Consider the following 23327-nt stretch of genomic DNA (forward strand, 5'->3'; position numbering starts at 1 on the left):
GCTACACGCCGGTTGATGACAAATGGGGACTTTCCCGCCACCCGCCTGAGACGCCTTCGCCGCAGCCCCTGGTCGCGGGCGATGGTGGCCGAAACGCGGATTTCGCCTGCGGACCTGATCTGGCCGATCTTCGTGCGCGACGGGACGGATATTGCCGAGCCGATCGCCACCATGCCCGGGGTCTTCCGACATTCGGTGGACCGGCTGCCGGCGCTGATGCGGGAGGCGCAAGCGCTGGGGATTCCGGCGATTGCGCTGTTTCCCTACACCCAGCCCGAACGCCGAACCGAAGGCGGAGAGGAAGCGCACAACCCCGACAATCTGGTTTGCCGGGCGCTGCGGGCGATGCGCGACACCGGTGCCAATGTCGGCCTGCTGACCGATGTGGCGCTGGACCCCTATACCAGCCACGGCCATGACGGGCTGGTGGACGGCGAAGGCTATGTGCTGAACGATGTGACAGTGGATGTGCTGGTGGGGCAGGCGCTGAACCAGGCGCGGGCCGGAGCCGATATCGTCGCTCCTTCGGACATGATGGACGGGCGCGTGGCGGCGATCCGCAGCGCGCTGGAGGCGGACGGTTTCCACGACACCCAGATCATGGCCTACTCCGCCAAATATGCGAGCGGCTTCTATGGGCCTTTCCGCGATGCGGTGGGCGCGGGCGGTTACCTGAAGGGCGACAAGAAGACCTATCAGATGGACCCGGCGAACGGCCGCGAGGCGCTGCGCGAAGTGGCGCTGGACATCGCCGAGGGCGCCGACAGCGTGATGGTGAAGCCGGGCCTCCCCTATCTGGATATCGTCGCACGCGTGGCGGAGCGCTTTGATGTGCCGGTGTTCGCCTATTGCGTATCGGGCGAATATGCGATGGTGGAAGCGGCCGCCGCTGCCGGCATGCTGGACCGCGAGAAGGTGGTGCTGGAGTTGCTGACCGCCTTTCGCCGGGCGGGGGCGTCGGGCGTGCTCACCTACCATGCGCCGCTGGCCGCGAGGTTGCTGAACGGATGACCGATTTCGCCCGGCTGCTGGCGCCCGATCAGGGCGAGGCCGCGACACAGATTCATCTGGTTTCGTCAGCCGGGTTCGAGGCGTTTCTGGGCAAGCTGCCGGAAGTGGCGCGGGCGGCGGTGGCGGCCGCCGGCTTCCGCGGACGCGCCGATAGTGCCGTGTTCCTGCCGGGCGGCGGCACGGAATGGTCGCTGGCGGTGGGGTTGGGCGACAGCGAGGAGGCCGGGCGCTGGACGCTGGCTTCGGCTGCAGCCCAGCTGCCGGAGGGCCGGTATCGGCTGTCCGGCCCGGTGCCGGCGTTGGCTCTGCATGGCTGGCTGATGGCGCAGCATCGCTTTGGCAAATATCGCGTGGAGGAACATCCGCGCGGGCCCCGCCAGTTGCTGCTGTCCGATGTGGCGGCGATGCGCCGCGCGCTGGCAGAAGCGGTAGCGGCGGCCGAGGTGCGCGATCTGGTGGATACGCCCGCCGAGGACATGGGCCCCGGAGAAATCGAGGCGGCGATCCGCGCGTTGGGCGACAGTGCGGGTGCCAAGGTGAGCGCCGTCGTTGGCGAAGCGCTGATCGAGCAGAATTTCCCGGCCATCCATGCGGTTGGCCGCGCCTCTCCGCGCCGGCCGCGAATCGTGACGATGGAGTGGGGCGAGCCTTCGCATCCGCTGGTCGCGCTGGTGGGCAAGGGCGTGTGCTTCGATACCGGCGGGCTGAACCTGAAGCCCGGCAATTCGATGGGGCTGATGAAGAAGGACATGGGGGGCGCAGCGCATGCCATCGCGCTTGCCCGGCTGATCGTCGCGCGCGGGTTGAAAGTGCGACTGAAGCTGGTGGTGGCGACGGTCGACAATGCCGTTGCCGGCGACGCCATCCGCCCCGGCGACGTGATTTCCACGCGCAAGGGGCTGAGCGTGGAAATCGGCAATACCGATGCCGAGGGGCGACTGATTTTGTCGGACGCGCTGGCGCTGGCGGTGGAGGCGAAGCCGGCGCTGATCCTCGATTTCGCCACGCTGACGGGTGCGGCACGGGTGGCGCTGGGTCCGGATCTGCCGGCGCTGATGGCGAACGACCGGGTGCTGGCCGACCAGCTGCTGGCGGCGGGCGAGGAAAATGACGATCCGCTGTGGGAGCTGCCCCTGTGGAAGCCCTACAACCGGCTGTTCCGATCGGACATCGCCGACCTGAACAACAACAGCGACAGCGGTTTTGCGGGCGCCATCGTCGGCGGCCTGTTCCTCGACCGCTTCGTGCCGAAGGATATCCCCTGGGCGCATATGGACCTTTATGCTTGGAACCCGACGCCCCGGCCCGGCCGCCCCAAGGGCGGTGCGGCGATGACGATCTTCGCCTGTCTCGCCATGCTGGAAGGCCGCTTCGCATGAGCGTTCCGGTTCGCAGCGTCCGCATCGATGGCCCGCGTTGCGCCCGGCCGCTCGGGCCGCTGGACCCGCGCGACAATGCCTGGCGCGACGATCTGGCCGACATCGCGCTGGCCGGCCGGGTTGCAGTGCCGCACTATGTGAAGCCCGCCGAAATGCAGGTGCTGCGGCAGGTGCCGCTGATGCATGCCGACAGCCCGATGGCGGTGGCTGTGAGCGAGCTGTTGCCGGGCGAGCGCTTTGCCGTGCTGGACAGCGGCCATGGCTATGCCTGGGGCTTTGGTTTGCACGACGGCTATGTGGGGCATGTGGCGCTGGATGCGCTGGGGCCGGTCGCGATGTCGGGCGAGGCGGGCCTGATCGGGCCGGGCGACGCGCTGCTGTTTGCCGAGCCGCTGATAAAGGCGCCGGTTGTGGGAACGCTTGCCGCGGGCAGCCGCGTCAGCTGGGAAGCACAGGACGAGCGGTTCGTAAAGCTCGCCGGGGGATATCTGCACCGGCGTCATCTGCTGCCGATGGAGGGCGATCCGACCGCCGACTGGGTGACGCTGGCGCTGCAGTTCGTCGGCGCCCCCTATCGCTGGGGCGGGCGCAGCCGGGCCGGGATCGATTGCTCGGGGCTGGTGCAGGTGGCGCGGCAACTGGGCGGCCACCCGTGCCGACGAGACAGCGACATGCAGTTCGCCGACGCAACCGAAGTGGCAGCCGACGATGCAAGGCGCGGCGACATCGCCTGGTGGCCGGGACATATCGGCATTGTGCTCGGCGACGGAATGTTTCTGCACGCCACCGCGCACTGGATGGCCTGCCTTGTGGAGCCGTTGGCAGACGTGATCGCACGCGCGGCGGCAGGAAACGGGCCGGCGGAGCCGAAAATCGGCCGTTTCTGAGCCGTTCTTGCGATTAATTGCCGAACTGCAACAGGTTCAGGAATCTGAAGATATTCGCGGTTGCTTGGCTTGTGCCCCATGGGGGGCTGAGCTATGGGCCGCCGCAGGCGTAGCATGGGAAGCGGCGCATCCCGGCTCGGCAGGAGGATGTTTGCGTGTCGGATGCTCAGACGAAGCGCAGTGAAGCCAATATTATCGACCACTCAAGCCTGGTTGCAGAGCTTCAGCGGCTGGAACTTCCCAAGGATTATCGTCCGTCCGACGACGAACCGTTCATGAATGATCGGCAGCTCGCCTATTTCAGGGCGCGGCTGCTGCATTGGCGGGCCGATATCGCGGCGGAAGCGAAATCCACGCTGGAAACGCTGAAGGAAGGCCCTATTCAGGAGCCTGACCAGACAGACCGGGCGTCGTCCGAAACCGATTGGGCGCTGGAACTGCGCACGCGGGACCGGCAGCGCAAGCTGATCTCCAAGATCGACGCGGCCCTGCGGCGGATCGAAACCGGCGACTACGGCTATTGCGAGATCACCGGCGAACCGATTTCGCTGCAACGGCTGGAAGCGCGGCCTATCGCCACTATGACTCTCGAGGCGCAAGAGCGTCACGAGCGCGAGGAGCGGGTTTCGCGGGATGATTGAGGCGCCGAAAGGCGCCTCAACTATGTCCGGGGACTAGAGAGCCGCGAAGGTTGCGGCCTCTTCCTTCACCTTCAGCTTCTGCTTCTTCAGCTGGGCAATCTTCGTCGTATCCGGAAGTGGACGCATCATCTCGGCATCGATCTGGCCCTCGATACGGGCTTTGCGAGCGTTCAGGGCTTCGAGATGGGCGCTGGCCATGGTGGCAATTCCTTTCCAGTTACAGCGTTGGGAGGGGAGTTAATCACGCGTTGATGCGCTTGTCAGCGTCGATTTGGGCATGGCTGCTCTTATCAGGATGTGGAGTGCCTGAGGTGCGATGGACCACCAGATGTCGGCTTTCGTTCAGGGCGGGCGTCGGCGGCAGGCAAACGACTCGGATGCTCCCCGGCGCCTGTTGACGCCGGGCACGGCTGTGGCAAATGCGGTGGGCTAGGTCGCGCGCTCAGAAACGGGGCTGGGATGGACGAATCGGAACTGAAGGCGAGACTGAACGCGCTGTCGCTGGAGCACCGCGACCTGGACGCTGCGATCGATGCGCTGGCGCGTTCCGCGACTGCCGACATGCTGCAGATTGCGCGGCTGAAGAAGCGTAAGCTGCGGCTGAAGGATGAGATGTCGGTTATTCAGGATATGCTGATCCCCGACATTATTGCCTAGCCGGGCTTTGGCCGGTTGCGCGCGGGCGAGCAGTCGCGCTTGCCGCGCTTTGCGCCCGGCGTGGGTTGCTGCCTCAGGTCAGCGCTGCTTCGACCGTTTCGTGGAAGCGGCGGATGCCCTGCTCCAGGCTGCCCAGATGAATTTCGCTGATTGCGCCTGAGGCGAGGCCCTTCTGCCCGGCTTCGGCGGCGCCGAAATCCTCTGTCCCGAACACCATGCCATCCAGCAGTGCCCAGCTTTTCGCCCAGTGCGCCTCGGCTTTTTCATCGCGCGGCGGCTCCGGGATCAGCATGAAATCCTCGACCATGGTTTCATCGACGCCCTGCGGCATCAGCACCATCAGGTTCACATAGTCCGGGCTGGCGACCAGCACCGTGCCGGGGAAAAGCTGATAGGCATAGGTGACGATGCGGCGCAGCGCCGGCCAGTCGGAAAGATCGACCCCCTCCAGCCCGCCGACGCGGGCGACGGCCGAGCGCATGTGCGGGCCGACCGTATCGCCAGAGGTGACGCCATCCTCGAAGAAGCGGGCGATCGAATTCTGGTGCAGCCGCTGGACATGGTAGCTTTCCAGGAAGGCATCCATGATCAGCTTCCAGTTGGAACGGACCTTGTGCGTGCGGCGGTTATAGAGGTGCATCTCGCCAAGGCCGAGGGCGTCGAAATCGGCGGCGAGGGGGCCTTCCGGCAGACTGAAGTCAGGGTCGGCAGGGCGGAATGGCGCAGCCCAGATCAGCCCACCGGCCTCGACCGAAGGCACTTCCACGAGCCCCATTTCACCCTTGTCCATGCCGGGGAAGGTCTCGGCGCGGGGCACGCCCTTCAGCCGGCCGTCCAGGCTGTAGGCCCAGGCGTGATAGGGGCAGATGAGGACCGGCGATTTCGTCGGTTCGGGCGCATCGATCAGCCGGGTGCCGCGGTGGCGGCAGGCGTTCAGGAACACCCGCAGGGCGCCGCGCGCGTCGCGCATCAAGAGCAGCGGCACGCCGAAGCCGTCATGCGTCATCGCCGTGCCGGGATCCGGCAACATGGCGCCGGGGCCGATGACGACGGGGAGCGTGCGGAACATCTTCGCCTGTTCGGCTTCGAAGCGTTCGGGCGACAGATAGACGGAGGCCGGGACGGTGGAGCGGTTGAGATCGCGCGCGCCGGTGCCGTCGCGGCACTGTGCGGCAAGGGCGATTTGCGCGTCGGTGGGCGTCCGCCGCGCTGGCTGGAAGGGCGCGTTCATGCGGCAATGATGCGCCTTTTGACGTGACCCGCGCAAGCTTGTTCCATTCATAGGGAAAAGCGGGCAGGAAGGTGGGGATGGAGAGCAGCGAAACCGAAGGTCGCGGGTGGGCGGCAGCCGTCACACCCTATCTGCAGCGCGAAACGATCGGGGCCCTTCTGCTGGGGCTGTCGTCAGGGGCGCCGTTTGCGATGATCGCCTCGACGCTGACGACGCGGCTGGCGGAATCGGGCATCGACAAGAAGACTGTGACGGCCTTTGCCCTCACCTTCCTGCTCTATAATTTCAAGTTTCTCTGGGCGCCTCTGGTGGATCGGGTGCGGCTGCCACTGCTGGCGAACGCGCTGGGCCAGCGCCGCGCCTGGCTGGTGCTGATCGCTGCCTGCACGATGGCGGCGATCATCTGGATGGGGCGCGTGGATCCAGTTGCCGATATTGGCATGATGGTAGCAGCGGCACTCACCGTAGCCTTCTTTGGCGCTACCTTTGACATCATCATCGATGCCTTTCGGATCGACAGCCTGAAGCCCGAGCAGCTCGGGGCCGGATCGGGCATGAGCCAGTATGGCTGGCGGCTGGGTTCCGCGGGGGCGGGAGCGCTGGCGTTGTTTCTTGCCAACCGTGGCGGCTGGGACGTAGCCTATGCGGCGGCGGCACTGTTTGCGCTCCCCGCGGTGGCTGCGGGCTTCCTGCTGGGCGAGCCGGTGCGGCGGACTGCCGTGCTGGCGAAGGAAAAGGCCGAGCCGTTCCTCAAGAAGGTGCAGTCAACCTTCGTTGCACCACTGGCGGATTTCCTGACCCGGCCCAACGCCTGGCTGGTGCTTCTGTTCGTCGTGATGCACAAGATCGGCGACACGCTCGCCAACCTCTCTTTGCGGATCCTGCTGGCGGACCTGGGCTTCGACAAGGATGCGATTGCCACCTACGACGTCGGGCTGGGGCTGATTGCCTTCCTGATCGGCATTTTCGTCGGCGGCATTGTCTATGCGAAGCTGGGAATGATGCGGGCGGTGATGGTCTGCCTGATCCTGATGGGTGTTTCCAACCTGATGTTCGCCTGGCTGGCCACGATGGGCCCGGTGAATTGGGCGCTGGCGGCGACGATGGGCTTCGAGAATTTCGCCAGCGGCATGGGTGGGGTGGCGGTAGTCGCCTATCTCAGCTGGCTGTGCGACCTGCGCTTTACCGCGACCCAGTTCGCGCTGCTGTCTGCGATGTCGTCGATCCTGGGGCGGTTCGTGCAGGGAACGACCGCCGGCGCGCTGATAGAGTCGTTGGGTTTCGTGCAATTCTATCTGCTGACGACGGTGCTGGCGCTGCCCGGAATCCTGCTGTTCTGGCTGCTGATGAAGCGGGAAGCGCCTGCCCCTGCGACTGCAACTGCGCCGTCTTAAAAACTGCGACATACTGTCATATAACGCGTCTAGAGCCGCGCCAACGGGGGGGCGGAAGCCCGCCATAGCGAGACAGGGAACTTGATGCTTCAAGCTCTTGCCAGCACGTCCGTCGCTCCGCACCTTCTGGCCGCTGCACCGCATATCCACCGGCAAGGCCAGCTGGATGTGCGCATCGCGACATCGGAGGAAGAAATCGCTGCCGCACAGGCGCTGCGCTATCGCATCTTCTATGACGAGATGGGCGCGCAGCCGACGCCGCTGATGCAGGCGACACGCCGCGACATCGATGATTATGACATGATCTGCGATCATCTGCTGGTGATTGATCACGGAGCCGGAGGGCGACCAAACGGATACGGCGCGGATGGCCTGCCACATGTGGTGGGCACCTATCGGCTGCTGCGGCAGGTTGTGGCCGAGCAGCATCGCGGCTTCTACTCGTCGGGCGAATATGATCTGTCGCCGCTGCTGGGCACCTCGCAGGGGCAGTTGCTGGAGCTGGGGCGCAGCTGCGTCGCGCCCGAGCATCGCAACACCACCACCATCAGCCTGCTGTGGCGCGGCATTGCCAGCTACCTCGCCACGCACTGCATCAGCCACATGTTCGGCTGTGCCTCGCTGCATGGGACCGATCCGGCGCATCACGCCGCCGAGCTGAGCTATCTCTACCACCATCATCTGGCGCCGCCGCCGCTGCGGGCCAGGGCTCTGGATCATGTGCCGATGGATTTGCTTGTCGCCGGAAGCTATGACGTCCGGGCGGCGCAGCGGGCGCTGCCGCCGCTGGTGAAAGGCTATCTGAGGGTTGGCGCGATGGTTGGCGACGGCGCATTCGTGGACCGGCAGTTCAATACTGTCGATGTCTTCGTGCTGATGCCCGTTGAAGGCATCACGCGGCGTTATCTCGACCGCTTCACAGGCGGTGGGGACGCGGCCAACGACCCCGTTTGAGACTGTTCGGGCGAAAGCCTGAGCCTGAAGCCCCGGCGACGATCGAGGGGCTGCCGCTGAAGATCGTGACGAGCGCACGGGCGCGGCGGGTGTCGCTGCGCGTCTGCGCCGGCACGCGCACCCTGAAGCTGACCGTGCCGAAGGGCGTTTCGCGGGCGCGGGCGCTGGACTTTGTGGAGCAGCATCGCGGCTGGATCGCGGCGCAGGCGGCGCGGCGGGTGCCCGATGCCGTTCCCTTTCGGCCGGGCGCGGTGCTGCCGCTGGGCGACGGCGAATTGCGCCTGGAGCGGGGGAGCGGGCGGATCGCCCGGCGCGAGGGCGACATCCTGCGGGTGCCGGGCGAGGGAACGCTTTTTGCCGGCCGGGTGCAGCGCTGGCTGGCGGCCGAGGCGAAGCGCGTACTGGAAACGGAGACGCGGGCGCTGGCCGTGCGCACCGGCAAGCCGGTACGCGAGGTGCGGGTGGGCGACTTCCGCAGCCGCTGGGGCAGCTGTGCGCCGGACGGGCGGATTGCCTATAGCTGGCGGCTGCTGCTGGCGCCCGCGCATGTGCGGCACAGCGTGGTGGCGCATGAAGTCGCGCACTTGCTGGAGCAGAACCACGGCCCCGGCTTCTGGCGGCTGGCGACCGAGCTGCTGGGGCATTCGCATCGCGACGCGCGGGGCTGGCTGAAAGCCAACGGCCCGGCGCTGCACAGCTATGGCGTAGAGGGCTGAGCTGTTACTTCGCCCCGCCGTCGATCATCCGCCAGATGCCCAGCACGATCATCGCGCCGATGACGGCGCCGATGAAGCCGGCATTTTCACCCGGCCCGTACATTCCCGCCATCTGCCCCAGCCAAGTGAAGACACCGGCGCCCAGAACGCCCAGAACAGTGGTAAGCAGGCAGCCCTGCGGATCGCGCGGGTTGCCGGAGAACATCCGCGCGACAAGGCCGGCGAAGAAGCCGATCAGGATTACGCCGATCCAACTGGAAGCCATGCTGTTTTCCCCCAAGAACTGACCCGGTTACCCCTAACCGGTCGGGCCCGGCGTGGGAAGCGGAATTGACCTCAGCGGCCGCCTGCATATTGCACGACAGCCTCGCCTATGCCGTCCGCGATCGCCTGCTGGCCCTTGCTGGAGAACAGGTAGCGGGCGTCCTCCTCGTTGGAGAGGAAGCCGGTTTCGAGGAGGACGGCGGGCACGCCGAGGTTCCGCAGAACCTGGAAATTGGCGAAGCGGTGGAACTGGGTGCGGAAGGTGACGCCCTCCGGTTCCATGCCCTTTTGCAGCTCCTGCGCAAAATCGACGCTGGCATTCATCGCATCGCGATTGCCGATGTCGACGAGGATCGAGGCAACTTCGCGATCCTCGCCGGAAAGGTCGATGCCGGCGATGAGGTCGGCGCGGTTTTCCTTGGTGGCGACGCGGGCCGCTTCGCGGTCGGAGGCGACTTCGGAGAGGGTATAGACCGAGGCGCCGCGCGCCAGCACATTGGGGGCGCTGTCGGCGTGGATCGAGATGAACAGGTCGGCGCTCCACTGGCGGGCCAGACGAACACGACCGCCCAGCGGGATGAAGATGTCATTGTCGCGCGTGAGGCGGACCTCGATTGGGATGCCCTTGCGGCGGGCCTCCTTTTCGATGGCGGATTTCGCGCGTTTCGCGATGGCGAGAACGGCATCCTTTTCGGTGGGACCGCCCAGTGCGGAAGGCGCTCCCGGATCCTTGCCGCCGTGGCCGGGATCGATGGCGACGATGAATTTGCCGCGCCGCGGCTTGCGGGCCGTGGCAACGGGCTGCGGGAGCGGCGGCGGCGCCGGCGTTGCCACCGCAGGTACGGCCGGCGGCTTTGGCTTTACCCGCGTGTCGATGGGTTGCTGTGGCTGGACGACCGGCTCCTGCGCGGCCGGAAGTTGCGGCTTTGCGGCAGGCGCGGGCGGCTGCAATTCGCGCTGGGCTTCGGCCAGCGCCGATTCCACCGCATCCAGCCGGGCGGCGCTGTCGGCGGCAAGATCTACCGGCGGCTTTGGACCGGGGGGGACGGCGCGCGGCACCTCCTGGCGGAAGCCGGCGATGTCGCTGCGTCCGCGCGAGACCTGCTGGCGGAAGCCCGCGGCATCCGTGGGGCGAAAGCGCAGTTCCAGCGCCTGGCCGCGATCCTGAAAGACCTCGGCAAGCTGCATCGGCTGGTTGAACTCGACGACGAGGCGAACGGTCTCCGGATCGAACTGGGAGATTCGGGCGTTTTTCGCCTCGCCTCCACCGGGCGCTTCCCAGCGCATGCTGGAAGCACCGCGCATGTCGATGGCCCAGCGCATCGGATCGTTGAGGGCAAAGGCCTTCGGAACGACAGGAAGCGGCTCTGACAGGGCGACGCGGACGGTCACACCCTCTGCCGTGGAGATCACCCGCATGGCGCCGACGACGGCCGTCGCGAAGGCCGGCTGGGAAAGGACAAGCAACAGGACAAGCAGGAGCCGGCGGAAGGGCATGGGAGCCTTTAGCCAAGGGCGGCGGACAATGGGAAGGGGTCTTGCCTGCGGCGCTTCGCGCCGGTTCCGCGCATTGGCGCGGGCGCGCAGTCGCGCTTGCGGCCTGCGGCCGGGAGTCTAGGTTACCTGCTTGCCGTTTTCGTCGAACTGGGCGCCTGCCGGGGCTTCGGCTTCGGGCTGCTCCCCTTGCGGGCCGCCCACCCGCAGCACGAAGGCAAGGATGGTGGCGACGGCGGCATAGAGATCGGCGCGGATCACGCCGCCGACCCGGCCGGTGAAATAGACCGCACGGGCGACCGACGGGTAGCTCAGCACCGGCACCTGCCGTTCGGCGGCAAGCTCGCGGATGACTTCGGCAACAATCCCGCGTCCGCGCGCGACAATGACGGGTGCGGCATCGAGTTCCGGGCGATAGCGCAGCGCCACGGCGAAGTGGGTGGGGTTGGTCAGCACCACCGTTGCATCGGCCATGGCGGTGCGGCTGGCGCGCTTCAGGCTGTCGCGCGCCATGCGGCGGATGGCGTGTTTCACTTCGGCCGAGCCCTCCTGCTGCTTGAACTCGTCCTTCACTTCCTGCTTGGTCATGCGCAGACGCTGCAGGAAGCGGCGCAGCTGGATGGGGAGATCGATGGCGGCGATGAGGGCGAGGCCGCCGGTGAGCCAGAGGATGAGGCTGACCGATTCCGCGCCGACCAAGCGCATCGCCGCCTGCAGCGGCATGGCGGAGAGTCCGGCAAGGAGGGGTATGGCGGAAACCAGCAGCCAGCCGGCCAGGCCAAGGATGACAGCAGCCTTGGCGAGCGACTTCAGCAGTTCGACAAAACCCTGCGGCCCGAACATGCGCGCCAACCCCTTTGCAGGGCTGAGCTTTTCCGGCTTTGGGGCCAGAAGCGAAAGGTTGAACGAGAGGCCGCCGGTGACGGCCTGACCCAGAATGGCGGCGGCGGCGGCCATGGCGGCGAGCGCCCCGAGTGCGGTGCCGAGGGGAAGGAACAGCTTCCAGATGGCACGGACGGGATCGAAGCTGACGAGGTCGGCGTGATCGAATTGCAGCGATCCGGCGAGCATGGCCTTCAGCCCCTCGGCAAGATCGGCGCCATAGCGGGATAGCCAGAGGGCCCCGGCGATGCCGGCCATGGCGGTCGCCAGTTCGCGCGAGGCAAGCCGGTCGCCCTTTTCGCGCGCCTGCTCGCGGCGGCGCTGGGTTGGCGCTTCGGTCTTTTCGCCTGCGTTCTCAGCCAAGCAGCACCTCTGCAAGATTGCCCTGCATGCTGGTCAGCGCACCCTGCAGGCTGTCGGCGAGGCCGGGGAGCGCGAGCGGCAGCCCGGCGAGGCCGACGAGCAGCATCAGAGGGAATCCCACCGAGAAGAGGTTGAGCTGCGGCGCGGAGCGGGCAGCGACCGCTATCGAGAGGTTCACCAGCAGCATGGCCGCGCCCAGCGGCAGGGCGGCGAGCAGACCCGAGAGCATGGCGAAGCTGCCCCAGCCGGCGATGGCGGAGAGGCGCCGGGGTTCGAACAGCGCGCCGGCCGACGGCATGGCGGCATAGCTCTCGACCAGCGTCTGGATCAGCAGCAAATGCCCGCCGGAGCCCAGGAACAGCACCCACATCAGCAGCGCGAGCAGACCGGACAGCACCGGGAAAGGCGCGGCGCCGGGATCGACCATGGTGGCAAAGCCAAGGCCCATCGATTGCGCCAGCCAGTCCCCGGCGATCATCGCAGCGGCAAAGCCGGCGTGCAGCGCAAGGGCAGCGACGGCACCGATCATCAGCTCGCCGGCGATGGCGGCAAGACCGGGAAGGCCGAGGAAGTCGGCGGGTGGAACCGGGTGCACCGGCGCGCTCATCACCAGAAAACCGATGGCCCCGGCGATCCCGATACGGACGCGGACGGGGATCAGCTGGCCGCCGATCGCCGGCAGCATCGCCAGCAGCGCGCCCATGCGTAGTGAAGCAAAGAGCAGCTCCAGTGCGAAACGCTCAGGGCTGAGCGCCCAGGCTTGCTCCATCACCTTGCCATTTGCGGGATCGCGGCGGCAATCTCGCGGGTGAAATCCACGAGCAGGCCACCGGTGATACCGCCGAACAGCATCAGCGCCAGGAACACCCCGACAAGATTCGGAACGAAGGTGAGCGTCTGTTCCTGCACAGATGTCGCCGCCTGGATGAGGCCGATGACGAGGCCGATGGCAAGCGCCGGAAGCAGCGCCGGAAGCGTGGCAAGCACCAGCACCCAGACGGCGCTGGCCGCGCTGTCATAGAGGAGGTCTTCGGCGCTCATGTGGCGAAACTCTGCGCCAGCGAGGCCATCACCAGCGCCCATCCGTCGACTGCCACGAACAGCATCAGCTTGAACGGCAGCGCGATCATGACCGGCGACACCATCATCATCCCCAGCGCCATCAACACGCTGGCGACGACCAGATCGATGATGAGGAAGGGCAGGAACAGCAAGACGCCGATCATGAAGGCGGTCTTCAGCTCGGAGGTGGCGAAAGCCGGCATCAGCACACGCATCGGCACGTCGGCCTTGCCGGCATAGGGTCTTTCGCCGGCGATGTCGGAAAATAGCTTGAGATCGGCCTTGCGCGTGTTCGCAAGCATGAAGCCGTGCAGCACGTTCCCCGAAGCGGCGATGGCCTGCTCGGCCGGCATCTGGTCGGCGACGAAGGGCTGCAGGGCACGCGCATTTATCTCCGCCAGTTGCGGCTGCATCACGAAGAAAGTGAGGAACAGCGACAGGCCGACCAGCAGCTGGTTCGGCGGCGCCTGCTGCAGGCCGATGGCCTGGCGCAGGATCGAAAGCACGATCATGATGCGCACGAACGCCGTCATCATCAGCAGCACCGACGGCAGCAGCGTCAGCAGCGACATCAGCAGCAGCACCTGCAGCGATAGCGAGAAGGGCGTCCCCTTTTCGCCGCCGGCGAGTGCTATGAGGCCGCCCAGCGCCGAGGGGGCCTCCTGTGCGGCTGCGGGCACGGCGCCGAGCAACAGCGCCGCAAGGCCGATGGTAAACAGCAGGATGTGCAGCGGGCGGCGGGTCTGTCGGTAGCTCAGGCGGTGCATATCGGGGCCTCCCCGGATTGTGGCTGTGCAGTGGTGAGAAGGACGATGTGCTGGCCGCTGACACCGACGAGATGGTCGCGGCCGTCGAAGCGAACCACGGCCAGGCGGGCGGTGGGGGTGAGGGATTTGACGCAGACAAGGTCGAGCGGCTGGGCGGTTGCGGGAAGCGATGGGCGCCGGGTGAAGCTGGGCAGGCGGATCCAGCCGCGCTTCACCGCGAGCAGGCTGACGAAGGCCGCCGCGCATACCAGCGGCAGGGCGATGGCGAGGCGCGCAAGGAACTCGCCCAGCATCAGGCCTCTCCGCAGATTTCGGTGAGGCGGACGCCGAAGCGCTCACCGACGGCAACGATCTCGCCGCGGGCGAAGGGCTTGCCGTTCACCAGCACCGAGACGGGTTCGGCGGTCATGCGGTCGAGCGGGAAGAGCTGGCCGGGTTCTACCTGCATCAGCTCGCGCAAGGGCAGGCGCAGGCCACCAACCTCGACCGAGAGGCGAACTTCGATACCGGCCAGTTGCGGGGGCATCGCCGTTCCGGCTTCGGGCTTAGGCTGGTTGCGCTTTGCCCGGCCCGTTTGCGCGTCGGCTGCGGCAGACGGGCCCAGCGCCGCTGCCGGTTCGGTGAAGGTCGCTGGGTCGTCGTCGAAGTCCATCGTCAGCCGGACATGGTCGTCGCCGGCGCGGGCCTTGGGTGACAGGGTTTCGGGGTCCGGGGTAAGTCCGCCGGGCGAAATGGCGTTCATGGGTCCGTCCGATCGGGTTCGGTGGGCAGGAAGCTGGCGGCGGGAAGCCGGCCGATGCGCCGACCCTCCACCAGCAGGTCGAGCGCGTGCGGGCGTTCGAGCGGCAGTATGTCTCCGGCGCGCAGCGGTGCGACGGTGGCGAGCGCGACGCGGGTTTCGGCGAGGCGCAGCGTGACCGGCAGTTCCAGATCGAGGGCGCGGGCCTGTGCGCGGGCGCGCCATTGCTGCGCATCGGGCGTGGCTGGCGCCGGGGCGACGGCGACCGGCATCGGTTCGGCGGTAAGGGCGAGCGCCGCGGGCGTGCCATCGAGATCGAGGGCGAGGATGGTGTCGGCGGGTTCGGAGCGCTGGGCTTCTGCAAGGACCGCGCGCGGCGGCAGCAGCGGGCCGCCGCCGAGCTGCACGCCGTTCGCCTCAAAGGCGCGGCCAAGCGCCCGGGATATATGGCGGCACAGCGTCGCCCAGCAGGCGGAGCCGGGCGGCAGGCTGACGAGGGCGTCGACGGGGGCGGCCGCGGACTGCGACGGGGAGGCGCCGAACATCCGCTCCATCAGGCAGGCGGTGGCCTGGGCGGGGAGATCGACATCGATGGCGCGGACGGCATCGCCGGCCTTCAGGCGTATGCGGCAGATGCGGAGCATGGCCTGCGTGGCGGGCTTGCCGCCCGTGCGGGCGCCGATGCGGAAGCCGGCAAGGCGGGAAAGTTCAGGGCCAAGTGCCGCCGCGACGCCGTCGAGATCGATGCCGGCGAACGGCCCGGCATCCGCCGGCGGTGGCGCTTCGGCCGCAGGGGCCGTCGGCCAGATGATGGAGCGCGCCACCGATCCCGACCTATTGCAGCACGAAGTTGACCAGGAAGACATCGTCGATCCCGGCAATTCCGCTCTTGCGCTGGAGCACGTCGTTGATCGCCATCCGCATGCGACGGGCGAGCGCTTCCCGGCCGGAGGTGCTTTGCACATCCTCTTCGCTGCTGTCCGCCAGAATGGAAAGGACAGCGGCGACGATCGCCGGCTTGTGTCGTTGCACTGCCTCCACCACCGGAGCACCCCCCTGGGTGGAGATGGCGATACGGACCTGCACGAAGCGGCCGGTGTCGCGCAGGTTGGCGGTGAAGTTGTTGTCGATCTCGACATACTCCAGCGGCGCGACCTGCGGCTTCGGCGGCGTCTTCTCGGCATGGGAGACAGGCATCAGCGTCGGCAGGAACATGGCTCCGGCGACGCCGCCGATGCTGCCCAGCAGCAGCAGCGCAAGCGGCAGCATCAGGCGGGCGAGCAACCCCTTTTTCTTCGGAGATTCTGCGGCGGCGGCTTCAGCCATGGCGCTGGGTTTCCTTCCGGCGGGTTGGGTCAGGCATATCGATCGACCTGCTGCGACTGGGTAAAGCTGTGGGCGGACGCCTGAACAAACGGGCGCGGCGGCGAGGCGGGTTGCCGCGCATGCGATTGCTGCTGGTCGCGCTGCTGCATCGGTGATTGCCCCGCTCTGCCGTCGCCCGCCCTGCTGTCACCCTCTCTGCCGGCAGCGGAACGGGGGTCGGCCATTGTCTCGCCCCTTGATTGGGCGCCTGGCGGGGAACCTGGCTCCGAGCCGGGGCGCAGTTCCACCCGGATCGCCTCCACTTCGGCACCTATTGCCGTAAGGTCGTGGTCCAGTTCGCTCCGCGAGGCTTCCAGCCGGTCACGAATGGCGGCGTCGGCGGCGGCGATGGTCACATCGAGCGCTTGCGTGTCGGAGAGGCTGATGATGACATCTGCCGGCGCTTCGGGGAGCGCGGCTGGGCCGGCTTCGGATGCGGTGGGCGATGACGGGATTTCCACTTCACCGGATACGGCCGCGTCGGTGAAGAGCTGCGGCGCGTCAGCGCCGAATTCCAGCCGGAATGGTGCCATCTGGGCCGAGGCGGCGGCGGCTTTTGCCGGGGCAGAGCGGGATTCGCCGCCGGAGGAACGGCTGTCGCCACCCGAATCGCGGGGGATGGAGGCGCGCGGCACGGCCAGGCCAACGGCGACTGCATTGGAGGCTGGCGGGCTGACAGCGGGAAGGCTGGTTGCAGCCGGTGCCGGCGCTTTTGCGAGAGCTTCGGTGGAAGGTGCCGGTACCGGGGGGCTGACAGATGGCGCGCTGACGGGGGCTTGCGGCGGCTGTGCCGGGAGCGGAGGCGTCGAGGGCCGGGCTGTAGGCGGTAGAGCGGGCGCATCGCCGGCAGCATCGGTTGCGATAGCGTCGGGAAGATCGGTGTCCGGCATCGGGGCAGGCGCAGGCAGTTCCGGGTGGGGAGCAGCGTCGCTGGACGCGACGATGTCCGGCACCGCAATTCCCGGCCCAAGTGGGGTGGACGCAGGCGTGCCGGCTGGCGTCTCGGCCGGCATCGGCGGCACGGCGGGGGGCTGCATATCCGGCAGCAAGGCGAGGATCGGCTGCGATGAAGGGTCGGACGGAAGTGGCTCGTCCTCGGCTTTCGGGCCCGCCTTTGCCGGGACTTCGGCGACGGCCGGCTCGGGCGTGTCCGCCAGCAGGAAGGGCGGCAAGTGGGGGCGCGATCCCTTGCCTGCGCGGCCGGCGGCCCGGAGGTTCGCGGGGTCGGAAGCACCGTTGCCGGAGGCGGCGATACTGGCGCTCATCGGGAATTCCTTGCGCGGTGGGGCCGATCGTCGGCGGCCTTCACTTCCGCCTGGCGCTCCTGCAGACGGCGGGCGTCGGCCTGCATTTGCTGCAGGCGGCCATGGCGGGCCTCGGCTGCAAGCAGGGCGGCGCGGGCGGTTCCGGCGGCTTCAGATGCCGTTCCGGCGCGATGGCTTGCGGCGTCCTGCGCCTGTTGCAGCAAGGCGCGCAGGCTCGCGGCGGCGGAGAGTCTGGAGGGGTCGGTGGTTCCCGTCGATGCGCCACCCTCCAGGATCAGCAGTTCGGCGCGACGGGCCTGCGTTTCGGCCGCCTGCCGTTTCGACAAGGCCTCGGCCAGCCGCTGGCGGGCGGCCTTGCGCTCGATTTCGGCGAAGGCGAGGAGGCGGGTAAGGATCCGGCTCATGCGGTCCATCCGGCGATGAGGGTTTCAGCCGAAGCGGCGAAGTCGCTGCGCTCGCCGCGTGGCTGCGACAGGAAGGCTTCGAGGGCCGGGCGGCGATCGAGCGCGCGATCCAGATCGGCGTCTTGTCCGCGGCTGTAGGCACCCATGGCGATCAGATCGCGATTGCTGTCGATCAGGGCGGCGTCGCGGCGGAGTGCGGTGGCGGCGGCGAGCTGGGCGGGGGGGACGCAGGCGGGCATGGTGCGGCTGATGGAGACGCCGAGGTCGATGGCGGGGTAGCGGCCGCGTGCGGCAATCTGGCGATCGAGGATGATATGGCCATCCAGCACGCCGCGCGCAGTGTCGGCCACGGGGTCGGAAACGGTGTCGTCGCCGTCGGCCAGCACCGTGAAAATCGCGGTGATGGAGCCGCCGCTGGCGGCATCGTTGCCGGCGCGCTCGACGAGGCGCGGGATGAGGCCGAGCGCCGAGGGGGGATAGCCGCGCAGGCCCGGCGGTTCGCCGGTGGCGAGGCCGGTTTCGCGCTGGGCGTGGGCGACACGGGTGAGGCTGTCGAGCAGGAGCAGCACCTGCTTGCCCTCGGCGCGGAGCCATTCGGCGATGGCGAAGGCGCGCATGGCGCCGCGCACGCGCAGCGGCCCGGCCTGATCGGCGGGGACGGCGACGACATGGCTGCGGGCGCGGGCGGCGGGGGAGAGATCAGCGAGGAAGCCGGCAATTTCGCGGCCGCGTTCGCCGATCAGGCCGACGACCACGGCGTCTGCTGCGCAGCCCTGCACCAGTTGCTGCATCAGCACCGATTTGCCGACGCCGGAACCCGCAATCAGCCCCATGCGCTGGCCGCGCCCAAGGGTGAGGAGCGCGTCGATGGGGCGGACGCCGGTGGGAAGGGCCTGGTGGACGTCGGCGCGGTCGAGCGGCGGGAGCGGGCGGCCGGCAAGCGGCCAGTGGGTGGTGGCACGGAGCGGGCCGAGGCTGTCGACGGGCGCGCCGAGCGCATCGCTGACGCGACCGAGCAGGGCCGGGCCGGTGGCGACGCTGTCCGCTGCGCTGCCAAGCCAGACGCGGGCGCCGGGTGACACGGCACCGCGCCCCAGCGCCATCAGCAGCAACTGGTGTTGGCGGAAACCCACGACTTCAGCGGCGAGCGGCCCCTCCTGCGCATCGACCTCGACGAGGGAGCCGACAGGCGCTTCAAGCCCCTCGCAGCTCAGCAGCAGCCCCTCGCAGGAGAGGATGCGGCCGCCGATTCTGGGATGGTAAGGTCTGGGGCGGAAGGGCCTGGGATGGAAGTCGAGCGCGTTCATAGCTGGGTGCGCGCCTGTTCGAGGCGGTGGGCGAGGCTGGCGAGCGCGATGGAGGGGCCGGCTTCGGCGATGGCCGTGGTCGGGTCGATGTCGGGATCGGTCACGAGCGTCCAGCCGGCGGGAAGTTCGGGTGCGCAGGCGGCAAGGGCGGGATGAAGGCGGAGCGTGCCGACGTCGCCTGGCCGGGCGGTAGAGAGAGCCTCGGCGATCAGGGAGGCGACGGTGTCGGGGGCCAGCGCCGGTTCGGTCGCCAGAATGGCGGCGGTGACTTCCAGCGCGAGGGTGGCGATGCTTTCGGCATAGGCGGATTGCAGCGCCTGCAAGGCGGTTTCCTGCGCCATGCGGATATCTGCGAGCTGCGCCTGATGCCCGCGCTGTTCGCTTGCCAGGCGCTCTTCGAGAGCGGCGATGCGGGGGAGAAGTTCGGCCTCCGCATCCGCCCTGCCCTGCGCTTGAAGTGCAGCCGTCTCGGCCTGCCGCATGGCCTCTGCGACACGCGGCGGCGGCCCGGGATTTAGCAGCGCCGAGAGGCGTATGGTCCGAACGGATGCAGAGACTGGTTCAGACAAATCCACCTCCCTTGCCGGGCAGGCTGATGGTGCCGTCGGCGCCCAGCTGGCGGGCGGCGGCAGCAATCTGCTTCTGCGCATTCAGGGCTTCGTCGAGCTTCACCGGGCCACGGCTGTCCATCTCGTCCTTCAGCGCTTCGGCGGCGCGCTGGGGCATCGCCGCCAACAGCTTTGCGGCCAGCTCGTCCGGCGCAGCGCGGAGCGCAGGCACCAGCAATTCGGCGTCGAGGCTGCGGACAAGCGTCTGCAGGCCGCGCGGATCGAGGCGGGCGAGGTCGGCGAAGGTGAACATGGTTTCGGAGAGGACCGAAGCCGCCGTCGGATCCACCTGGCTGAGCGCTTCCAGTGCGGCTTCGGCATCGATCCCGGATAGGGTGATGAGATCGGCCGCGCGGCGCATGCCGCCGTGGTCGGTGATCGGCTGGCGCGGGCGGGCAGCAGTGATCCGGTCCGACAGCGAGAAGTCCAGCGCTTCTGCGGAATGGGGGGTGACGGCGCCGATCGTGGCGACGCGCCGGACAAGATCGGGCTGGCGGGCGATGGGCAGGCGGGCCAGCACCTGCGCGGCGCGTGCACTGGGCAACTGGGCGAGCACAAAGGCCTGCGCCTGAGGATGCTCGCCCTCCAGCAGGCTTGCCAGTGCATAGGGTTCCAGCCAACGCATCCGCTCGAACAGCGGCGGGCGGGCTTCTTCACCGAGGCGCTCGATGATACCGCCGGCGCGCTCGTCCCCCAGCGAGCGGACGAGGAGGTCGCGCGTCGTGGGCGGGCCGTCGCCTACGGGGACGGTTTCGCGGGCGATGCTCAGCACTTCGTCCAGCAGGCAGTCGATAGTTTCGGGCGTCGCCTCCGCGACCGAGAGCATGGCACGGCCGACGGTTTCGACTTCGCCGGGCTCGAGGCGGGCGAGCAGGCCTGCCGCCTCCGGTTCTTCCAGCAGGAGCAGCATCAGCGCGGTTTTTTCGGCACCGTTCAGCATCAGCCGGCCTGCGGTTCGGCGAGCAGGCGGCGGGCGACCGCGGTGGCGCGGGCACTGTCCGATGCGGCGAGCAGCCGGGCTTCGGCAAGTTTCTGCGAATAGTCGGGGAGGGCCGGAGGTGGCGTGACCTCGCCGAACGCGGCCGCGCCTTCGGCACGCTCGGCAGGCGGCGGGATGATCCGCTTCATTGCCGGGCGGATAACGAAGGCCAGGAGGGCAATGGCGACCAGCGCGGCCGAAAGCCACTTGGAGCTTTCGACCAGCACCGGCTCCTTCCACAGCGGCACCTGGGTTTCGGCCGGCGGTGCAAAGCTGCGGGCGGCGACCGCGATCTTGTCTCCGCGCGCCTGGTCATAGCCGACGGCGCCCTCCACCAGCGAGCGGATGTCGGCCAGTACGCGGGCGCGGCCGGCGGGGGGCCCCAGCGCTTCGGCGCGGATGGCGACGGCGGCGGTCAGGCGGCGGACGTCGCCTCCGCTGCGGCGCGTCACTTCGACCGATCGGCCCAGTTCATAATTGCGGGTGGAGGCCTCGGTGCCTGTGGTTTGCACGGTGGGGCCGGTAACGGCTGGCGGGGCGTTGGCGGTGACGGTGGGCGCGGCGGGAATGGTGTTGCTGAGCGCACCGGGGATGCCGATGGCGCGCGGCTCGGAGGCGGTGGTGCGGCTCAGCTGTTCGGAGCGGAGCGCGCCTTCCCGGTCATAGCGTTCCTGCGCCGCCTCGCGCGAGGCGTTGTCTAGTTCGATGGCGACCTGCGCGGTGACGTTCTCCGGGCCGACCATCGGCCCGAGCAGGGTGAGGATCGCCTGCCGCGCGCGGGCTTCCATTTCGGCGCGGGTACGCAGGCGCTGGTCCTCTGCCTGCGACATCCGCCCTGCCCCCGGTTCGCCGGCCAGCAGGCGGCCGCCCTGATCGGCGATGGCGACATTGTCGGGCGAGAGGCCCGGGACAGCGCCGGCGACGAGGTGGATGATGGCACGCGATTGCGATTCCGAGAGCGAGCGACCGGGCGCGAGGGTGACCGTGATGGAGGCGGTGACGGGGGCCTGATCGCGGACGAAGGGCGACGCTTCCGGACGGGCGATGAGGACGCGGGCGGACTCTATGCCGTCCAGCACCTCGATGGACGCGGCCAGTTCGCGCTCCTGCGCGGCCTTCAGACGGGCACTCTCCATGGCGCGGCTGGTGCCCAGCGGCATGTCGGGGATGAGCTCGGAGCCGGCGGGCGCGGCGCGGGGAAGGCCCTGCCCCGCCAGCAGCATGCGGGCGCGGGCGTGCTCCTCCGGCGGGAGCATGACGGCGCCGGAACGGGGATCGAGCGCGACCGGCAGACCGGCCTCTTCGAGCGCGGCCATGACGGCGGCCTTGTCCGATTCCGGGAGCTGGCCATAGAGCGGCGCGCGCGAGGGTTCGGAGAAGAAGAGCCAGCTGAGCAGAGCGATTGCGGCGATGAGACCAACGCCGACCGGAAGCGCAGCGCGGGCGGCGAGCGGATTCGCGCGCAGCCGCTCCAGCGGGCCCGCAAAGGCGGCGGGAAGTGCGAAGGGGGCGGGGACGTTGCCTTCAGCCATCGCTTACACCGGCATGTTCATGATGTCGCGGTAGGCGGAGAGCAGGCGGTTTCGGCCCTGCAGCGTCGCTTCGAAGGCGATGCTCGCCTTTTGCCGGCTCAGCATCACCGAGGCGATGTCGTGCGTTTCGCCGCGTTCCCAGGCGGCGCCCTGCGCGCTGCTTTCGGATTGCAGCCCGTTCACCGCCTTCAGTGCTTCCGACATGGCGTTGCCGAAGCCACCAGCCGGTGTGGGGGCGGGGGTGGGCTGGGCCGTGGTCGTCGGTTGCAACGCCTGGCTGCGCTGGAGGATCTCGTTGCGCAGCGCGAGGACGCCCTGCATGCCGAGGCCGGGGCCGATGGCGGTCATTGCAGCATCGCCGTGCGGGAGGCTGCGCGTGGCCGGCCGGCTTCGGCGGCGAGCTTGTAGCGCAGCGCGCGTTCGGAGATGCCGAGGCGTCGGGCGGCTTCGCGGCGGCGGCCATCGCTTTCGGCGAGTGCGCGGCGGACGAGGCTGGTTTCGTGCTGGCGCAGCGTTTGCGGAAGGGCAGCGGTGCCGGGGGCACCGACATCGAAGCAGATGTGCCCAGCTTCCACCCGGCCTGCATCGGCAAGAATGCTGGCCCGCTGCAGCACGTTCGCCAGCTCGCGGACATTGCCGGGCCACTCGTGGGCGACGAGGCGGGCGAGGGCATCTTCGCTGAAGGAAACGGTGCGGCCGGCGCGGGCTTCCAGTGCGGCCGCAAGCGGCAGGATATCGGCGGGGCGTGCAGCGAGCGGCAGCAGCGCGAGGGGGAAGACGGCGAGCCGCCAGTAGAGATCGGCGCGGAAGCGGCCGGCGGCGACTTCGGCGGGGAGATCGCGGTTGGTGGCGGCGACAAGGCGGACATCTACCGGCACAGGCGTGGTGGCGCCCAGCGGCAGGACTTCGCCCTGCTCGATCGCGCGCAGCAATTTGGACTGCAGCGCCAGCGGCAGTTCGCCCAGTTCGTCGAGGAACAGCGTGCCGCCATGGGCAGCGCGGAACAGACCGGACGCCTCGCGTTCGGCGCCGGTAAAGGCGCCGCGCTGGTGGCCGAAGAGCAGGGATTCGAGCATCGCTTCGGGCAGCGCAGCGCAGTTGACGGCGATGAAAGCGCTGCCGGCGCGGGGGCTGCTGTCGTGGATGTGGCGGGCCATCACTTCCTTGCCGGCGCCGGACGGGCCGGTGACGAGAATGGTGGCGTCGGTCGCAGCAGCGCGCGCGGCGACGCGGAGTAGTTCGAGGCTGGCGGGATCGGCGGCGACCGGGCCGGTTTGCGGCTGTGCGCGCAGTTTGGCGAACCTTGCGGAAAGCGGCCCCTGCCCTGTTTCAATTTCGACCATGCCCATGTCCCCTTTGCGAGCGTTGCGACTGTTTTCCGGGAGGGCGCCCGCCGGGGGGTCGCATCTCCCGGCGGGCGCTTCGG

General features: G+C 68.5%; 28 protein-coding genes. 8 read left to right on the plus strand and 20 right to left on the minus strand.

Translation table 11 applies throughout. The features are described 5' to 3' along the window. Nucleotides 1–15: 15 nt before the first annotated feature. The 4 genes from hemB (at nucleotide 16) to dksA (ending at nucleotide 3918) form a co-directional block, all read left to right on the plus strand. On the plus strand, nucleotides 16–1011 hold the full coding sequence (gene hemB, locus IM784_RS09115) for a porphobilinogen synthase (protein ID WP_199554991.1): 996 nt from the start codon (nucleotides 16–18) through the stop codon (nucleotides 1009–1011). Continuing rightward, on the plus strand, nucleotides 1008–2390 hold the full coding sequence (locus IM784_RS09120) for a leucyl aminopeptidase family protein (RefSeq protein WP_199554992.1): 1383 nt from the start codon (nucleotides 1008–1010) through the stop codon (nucleotides 2388–2390). The genes hemB and IM784_RS09120 overlap by 4 nt, the downstream gene beginning before the upstream one ends. After that, the gene (locus IM784_RS09125) at nucleotides 2387–3277 is read left to right on the plus strand and encodes a C40 family peptidase (RefSeq protein WP_199554993.1); all 891 of its coding nucleotides are present in this window, start codon (nucleotides 2387–2389) and stop codon (nucleotides 3275–3277) included. Before IM784_RS09120 ends, IM784_RS09125 begins: the two co-directional genes overlap by 4 nt. Before the next feature lie 191 nt (nucleotides 3278–3468). Then, the gene (gene dksA, locus IM784_RS09130) at nucleotides 3469–3918 is read left to right on the plus strand and encodes an RNA polymerase-binding protein DksA (RefSeq protein ID WP_328799498.1); all 450 of its coding nucleotides are present in this window, start codon (nucleotides 3469–3471) and stop codon (nucleotides 3916–3918) included. Between the two features lie 33 nt (nucleotides 3919–3951). Here the strand turns inward: dksA and IM784_RS09135 are convergent, their stop codons facing one another. Continuing rightward, nucleotides 3952–4116 (minus strand): DUF465 domain-containing protein, encoded by a 165-nt coding sequence (locus IM784_RS09135; protein WP_199554994.1) that lies wholly within the window; start codon nucleotides 4114–4116, stop codon nucleotides 3952–3954. Nucleotides 4117–4377: 261 nt separating this feature from the next. On the opposite strand from IM784_RS09135, the gene IM784_RS09140 reads away from it, so the two are divergent. Next, the gene (locus tag IM784_RS09140; RefSeq protein ID WP_199554995.1) at nucleotides 4378–4575 is read left to right on the plus strand and encodes a YdcH family protein; all 198 of its coding nucleotides are present in this window, start codon (nucleotides 4378–4380) and stop codon (nucleotides 4573–4575) included. Between the two features lie 73 nt (nucleotides 4576–4648). Here the strand turns inward: IM784_RS09140 and IM784_RS09145 are convergent, their stop codons facing one another. Then, complete coding sequence (locus IM784_RS09145; RefSeq protein ID WP_199554996.1) at nucleotides 4649–5806, minus strand: aromatic ring-hydroxylating oxygenase subunit alpha; 1158 nt, start codon at nucleotides 5804–5806, stop codon at nucleotides 4649–4651. A gap of 77 nt (nucleotides 5807–5883) precedes the next feature. On the opposite strand from IM784_RS09145, the gene IM784_RS09150 reads away from it, so the two are divergent. The 3 genes from IM784_RS09150 (at nucleotide 5884) to IM784_RS09160 (ending at nucleotide 8870) form a co-directional block, all read left to right on the plus strand. Continuing rightward, a complete protein-coding gene (locus IM784_RS09150) occupies nucleotides 5884–7200 on the plus strand; it encodes an AmpG family muropeptide MFS transporter (protein ID WP_199554997.1) in 1317 nt (438 codons plus the stop codon). Between the two features lie 84 nt (nucleotides 7201–7284). Further along, nucleotides 7285–8154 (plus strand): GNAT family N-acetyltransferase, encoded by an 870-nt coding sequence (locus IM784_RS09155; protein ID WP_199554998.1) that lies wholly within the window; start codon nucleotides 7285–7287, stop codon nucleotides 8152–8154. Continuing rightward, nucleotides 8151–8870, plus strand: a complete 720-nt coding sequence (locus IM784_RS09160; RefSeq protein ID WP_199554999.1) for a M48 family metallopeptidase — start codon at nucleotides 8151–8153, stop codon at nucleotides 8868–8870. The genes IM784_RS09155 and IM784_RS09160 overlap by 4 nt, the downstream gene beginning before the upstream one ends. 4 nt (nucleotides 8871–8874) lie before the next feature. Here IM784_RS09160 and IM784_RS09165 read toward each other — a convergent pair whose 3' ends face one another. From IM784_RS09165 to IM784_RS09250, 18 genes are all read right to left on the minus strand, one after another. Continuing rightward, nucleotides 8875–9135 carry a GlsB/YeaQ/YmgE family stress response membrane protein gene (locus IM784_RS09165; RefSeq protein WP_199555000.1) on the minus strand — a complete coding sequence of 87 codons (261 nt, stop codon included), beginning with the start codon at nucleotides 9133–9135 and terminating at the stop codon, nucleotides 8875–8877. A 71-nt stretch (nucleotides 9136–9206) separates the two neighbouring features. After that, on the minus strand, nucleotides 9207–10631 hold the full coding sequence (locus IM784_RS09170; RefSeq protein WP_199555001.1) for an N-acetylmuramoyl-L-alanine amidase: 1425 nt from the start codon (nucleotides 10629–10631) through the stop codon (nucleotides 9207–9209). Between the two features lie 117 nt (nucleotides 10632–10748). Further along, entirely contained in the window at nucleotides 10749–11873 is a 1125-nt protein-coding gene (locus tag IM784_RS09175) for an EscU/YscU/HrcU family type III secretion system export apparatus switch protein (protein WP_199555002.1), read from the minus strand. Further along, complete coding sequence (locus tag IM784_RS09180) at nucleotides 11866–12642, minus strand: flagellar biosynthetic protein FliR (RefSeq protein ID WP_199555003.1); 777 nt, start codon at nucleotides 12640–12642, stop codon at nucleotides 11866–11868. Before IM784_RS09180 ends, IM784_RS09175 begins: the two co-directional genes overlap by 8 nt. Next, nucleotides 12642–12914 carry a flagellar biosynthetic protein FliQ gene (locus IM784_RS09185; RefSeq protein WP_199555004.1) on the minus strand — a complete coding sequence of 91 codons (273 nt, stop codon included), beginning with the start codon at nucleotides 12912–12914 and terminating at the stop codon, nucleotides 12642–12644. Before IM784_RS09185 ends, IM784_RS09180 begins: the two co-directional genes overlap by 1 nt. After that, nucleotides 12911–13702 (minus strand): flagellar type III secretion system pore protein FliP, encoded by a 792-nt coding sequence (gene fliP, locus IM784_RS09190; protein WP_328799493.1) that lies wholly within the window; start codon nucleotides 13700–13702, stop codon nucleotides 12911–12913. The genes IM784_RS09185 and fliP overlap by 4 nt, the downstream gene beginning before the upstream one ends. Next, nucleotides 13690–13995, minus strand: coding sequence for a flagellar biosynthetic protein FliO (locus IM784_RS09195; RefSeq protein WP_199555005.1), 306 nt, complete (start codon nucleotides 13993–13995; stop codon nucleotides 13690–13692). The genes fliP and IM784_RS09195 overlap by 13 nt, the downstream gene beginning before the upstream one ends. Then, a complete protein-coding gene (locus tag IM784_RS09200) occupies nucleotides 13995–14444 on the minus strand; it encodes a FliM/FliN family flagellar motor switch protein (protein ID WP_199555006.1) in 450 nt (149 codons plus the stop codon). The genes IM784_RS09195 and IM784_RS09200 overlap by 1 nt, the downstream gene beginning before the upstream one ends. Then, nucleotides 14441–15265: a FliM/FliN family flagellar motor switch protein gene (locus tag IM784_RS17620; RefSeq protein WP_199555007.1), complete on the minus strand. Its 825-nt coding sequence runs from the start codon at nucleotides 15263–15265 to the stop codon at nucleotides 14441–14443. The genes IM784_RS09200 and IM784_RS17620 overlap by 4 nt, the downstream gene beginning before the upstream one ends. Nucleotides 15266–15275: 10 nt before the next feature. Continuing rightward, entirely contained in the window at nucleotides 15276–15767 is a 492-nt protein-coding gene (locus IM784_RS09210; protein WP_199555008.1) for a flagellar basal body-associated FliL family protein, read from the minus strand. Between the two features lie 29 nt (nucleotides 15768–15796). Further along, nucleotides 15797–17071, minus strand: coding sequence for a hypothetical protein (locus tag IM784_RS09215; RefSeq protein ID WP_199555009.1), 1275 nt, complete (start codon nucleotides 17069–17071; stop codon nucleotides 15797–15799). After that, nucleotides 17068–17475 carry a hypothetical protein gene (locus IM784_RS09220; protein ID WP_199555010.1) on the minus strand — a complete coding sequence of 136 codons (408 nt, stop codon included), beginning with the start codon at nucleotides 17473–17475 and terminating at the stop codon, nucleotides 17068–17070. Before IM784_RS09220 ends, IM784_RS09215 begins: the two co-directional genes overlap by 4 nt. Continuing rightward, entirely contained in the window at nucleotides 17472–18782 is a 1311-nt protein-coding gene (locus IM784_RS09225) for a FliI/YscN family ATPase (RefSeq protein WP_199555011.1), read from the minus strand. The genes IM784_RS09220 and IM784_RS09225 overlap by 4 nt, the downstream gene beginning before the upstream one ends. Then, nucleotides 18779–19351 carry a FliH/SctL family protein gene (locus IM784_RS09230; RefSeq protein ID WP_199555012.1) on the minus strand — a complete coding sequence of 191 codons (573 nt, stop codon included), beginning with the start codon at nucleotides 19349–19351 and terminating at the stop codon, nucleotides 18779–18781. Before IM784_RS09230 ends, IM784_RS09225 begins: the two co-directional genes overlap by 4 nt. Then, a complete protein-coding gene (locus tag IM784_RS09235; RefSeq protein ID WP_199555013.1) occupies nucleotides 19344–20330 on the minus strand; it encodes a flagellar motor switch protein FliG in 987 nt (328 codons plus the stop codon). The genes IM784_RS09230 and IM784_RS09235 overlap by 8 nt, the downstream gene beginning before the upstream one ends. After that, the gene (gene fliF, locus IM784_RS09240) at nucleotides 20330–21901 is read right to left on the minus strand and encodes a flagellar basal-body MS-ring/collar protein FliF (protein WP_199555014.1); all 1572 of its coding nucleotides are present in this window, start codon (nucleotides 21899–21901) and stop codon (nucleotides 20330–20332) included. Before fliF ends, IM784_RS09235 begins: the two co-directional genes overlap by 1 nt. Nucleotides 21902–21904: 3 nt before the next feature. Continuing rightward, nucleotides 21905–22249 carry a flagellar hook-basal body complex protein FliE gene (locus tag IM784_RS09245; RefSeq protein WP_235976761.1) on the minus strand — a complete coding sequence of 115 codons (345 nt, stop codon included), beginning with the start codon at nucleotides 22247–22249 and terminating at the stop codon, nucleotides 21905–21907. Then, a complete protein-coding gene (locus IM784_RS09250) occupies nucleotides 22246–23244 on the minus strand; it encodes a sigma-54 interaction domain-containing protein (protein WP_235976763.1) in 999 nt (332 codons plus the stop codon). Before IM784_RS09250 ends, IM784_RS09245 begins: the two co-directional genes overlap by 4 nt. Nucleotides 23245–23327 lie beyond the last annotated feature (83 nt).

Origin of the sequence: Sandaracinobacteroides hominis (assembly GCF_016464365.1) — a bacterium.
Classification (GTDB): Bacteria; Pseudomonadota; Alphaproteobacteria; order Sphingomonadales; family Sphingomonadaceae; genus Sandaracinobacteroides; species Sandaracinobacteroides hominis.

What these genes read in the sequence shown, in the direction of transcription:
- IM784_RS09125 (WP_199554993.1), top strand. Translation starts at nt 2,387, where the DNA reads ATGAGCGTTCCGGTTCGCAGCGTCCGCATCGATGGCCCGCGTTGCGCC.
- hemB (WP_199554991.1), top strand. Translation starts at nt 16, where the DNA reads ATGACAAATGGGGACTTTCCCGCCACCCGCCTGAGACGCCTTCGCCGC.
- IM784_RS09215 (WP_199555009.1), bottom strand. Translation starts at nt 17,071, where the DNA reads ATGAGCGCCAGTATCGCCGCCTCCGGCAACGGTGCTTCCGACCCCGCG.
- IM784_RS09200 (WP_199555006.1), bottom strand. Translation starts at nt 14,444, where the DNA reads ATGAACGCCATTTCGCCCGGCGGACTTACCCCGGACCCCGAAACCCTG.
- IM784_RS09185 (WP_199555004.1), bottom strand. Translation starts at nt 12,914, where the DNA reads ATGAGCGCCGAAGACCTCCTCTATGACAGCGCGGCCAGCGCCGTCTGG.
- IM784_RS09220 (WP_199555010.1), bottom strand. Translation starts at nt 17,475, where the DNA reads ATGAGCCGGATCCTTACCCGCCTCCTCGCCTTCGCCGAAATCGAGCGC.
- IM784_RS09170 (WP_199555001.1), bottom strand. Translation starts at nt 10,631, where the DNA reads ATGCCCTTCCGCCGGCTCCTGCTTGTCCTGTTGCTTGTCCTTTCCCAG.
- IM784_RS09225 (WP_199555011.1), bottom strand. Translation starts at nt 18,782, where the DNA reads ATGAACGCGCTCGACTTCCATCCCAGGCCCTTCCGCCCCAGACCTTAC.
- IM784_RS09155 (WP_199554998.1), top strand. Translation starts at nt 7,285, where the DNA reads ATGCTTCAAGCTCTTGCCAGCACGTCCGTCGCTCCGCACCTTCTGGCC.
- IM784_RS09210 (WP_199555008.1), bottom strand. Translation starts at nt 15,767, where the DNA reads ATGGCTGAAGCCGCCGCCGCAGAATCTCCGAAGAAAAAGGGGTTGCTC.
- IM784_RS09145 (WP_199554996.1), bottom strand. Translation starts at nt 5,806, where the DNA reads ATGAACGCGCCCTTCCAGCCAGCGCGGCGGACGCCCACCGACGCGCAA.
- IM784_RS09165 (WP_199555000.1), bottom strand. Translation starts at nt 9,135, where the DNA reads ATGGCTTCCAGTTGGATCGGCGTAATCCTGATCGGCTTCTTCGCCGGC.
- IM784_RS09195 (WP_199555005.1), bottom strand. Translation starts at nt 13,995, where the DNA reads ATGCTGGGCGAGTTCCTTGCGCGCCTCGCCATCGCCCTGCCGCTGGTA.
- IM784_RS09250 (WP_235976763.1), bottom strand. Translation starts at nt 23,244, where the DNA reads ATGGTCGAAATTGAAACAGGGCAGGGGCCGCTTTCCGCAAGGTTCGCC.
- IM784_RS09180 (WP_199555003.1), bottom strand. Translation starts at nt 12,642, where the DNA reads ATGGAGCAAGCCTGGGCGCTCAGCCCTGAGCGTTTCGCACTGGAGCTG.
- IM784_RS09120 (WP_199554992.1), top strand. Translation starts at nt 1,008, where the DNA reads ATGACCGATTTCGCCCGGCTGCTGGCGCCCGATCAGGGCGAGGCCGCG.
- IM784_RS09150 (WP_199554997.1), top strand. Translation starts at nt 5,884, where the DNA reads ATGGAGAGCAGCGAAACCGAAGGTCGCGGGTGGGCGGCAGCCGTCACA.
- IM784_RS09245 (WP_235976761.1), bottom strand. Translation starts at nt 22,249, where the DNA reads ATGACCGCCATCGGCCCCGGCCTCGGCATGCAGGGCGTCCTCGCGCTG.
- IM784_RS09140 (WP_199554995.1), top strand. Translation starts at nt 4,378, where the DNA reads ATGGACGAATCGGAACTGAAGGCGAGACTGAACGCGCTGTCGCTGGAG.
- fliF (WP_199555014.1), bottom strand. Translation starts at nt 21,901, where the DNA reads ATGGCTGAAGGCAACGTCCCCGCCCCCTTCGCACTTCCCGCCGCCTTT.
- IM784_RS09235 (WP_199555013.1), bottom strand. Translation starts at nt 20,330, where the DNA reads ATGCTGAACGGTGCCGAAAAAACCGCGCTGATGCTGCTCCTGCTGGAA.
- fliP (WP_328799493.1), bottom strand. Translation starts at nt 13,702, where the DNA reads ATGCACCGCCTGAGCTACCGACAGACCCGCCGCCCGCTGCACATCCTG.
- IM784_RS09135 (WP_199554994.1), bottom strand. Translation starts at nt 4,116, where the DNA reads ATGGCCAGCGCCCATCTCGAAGCCCTGAACGCTCGCAAAGCCCGTATC.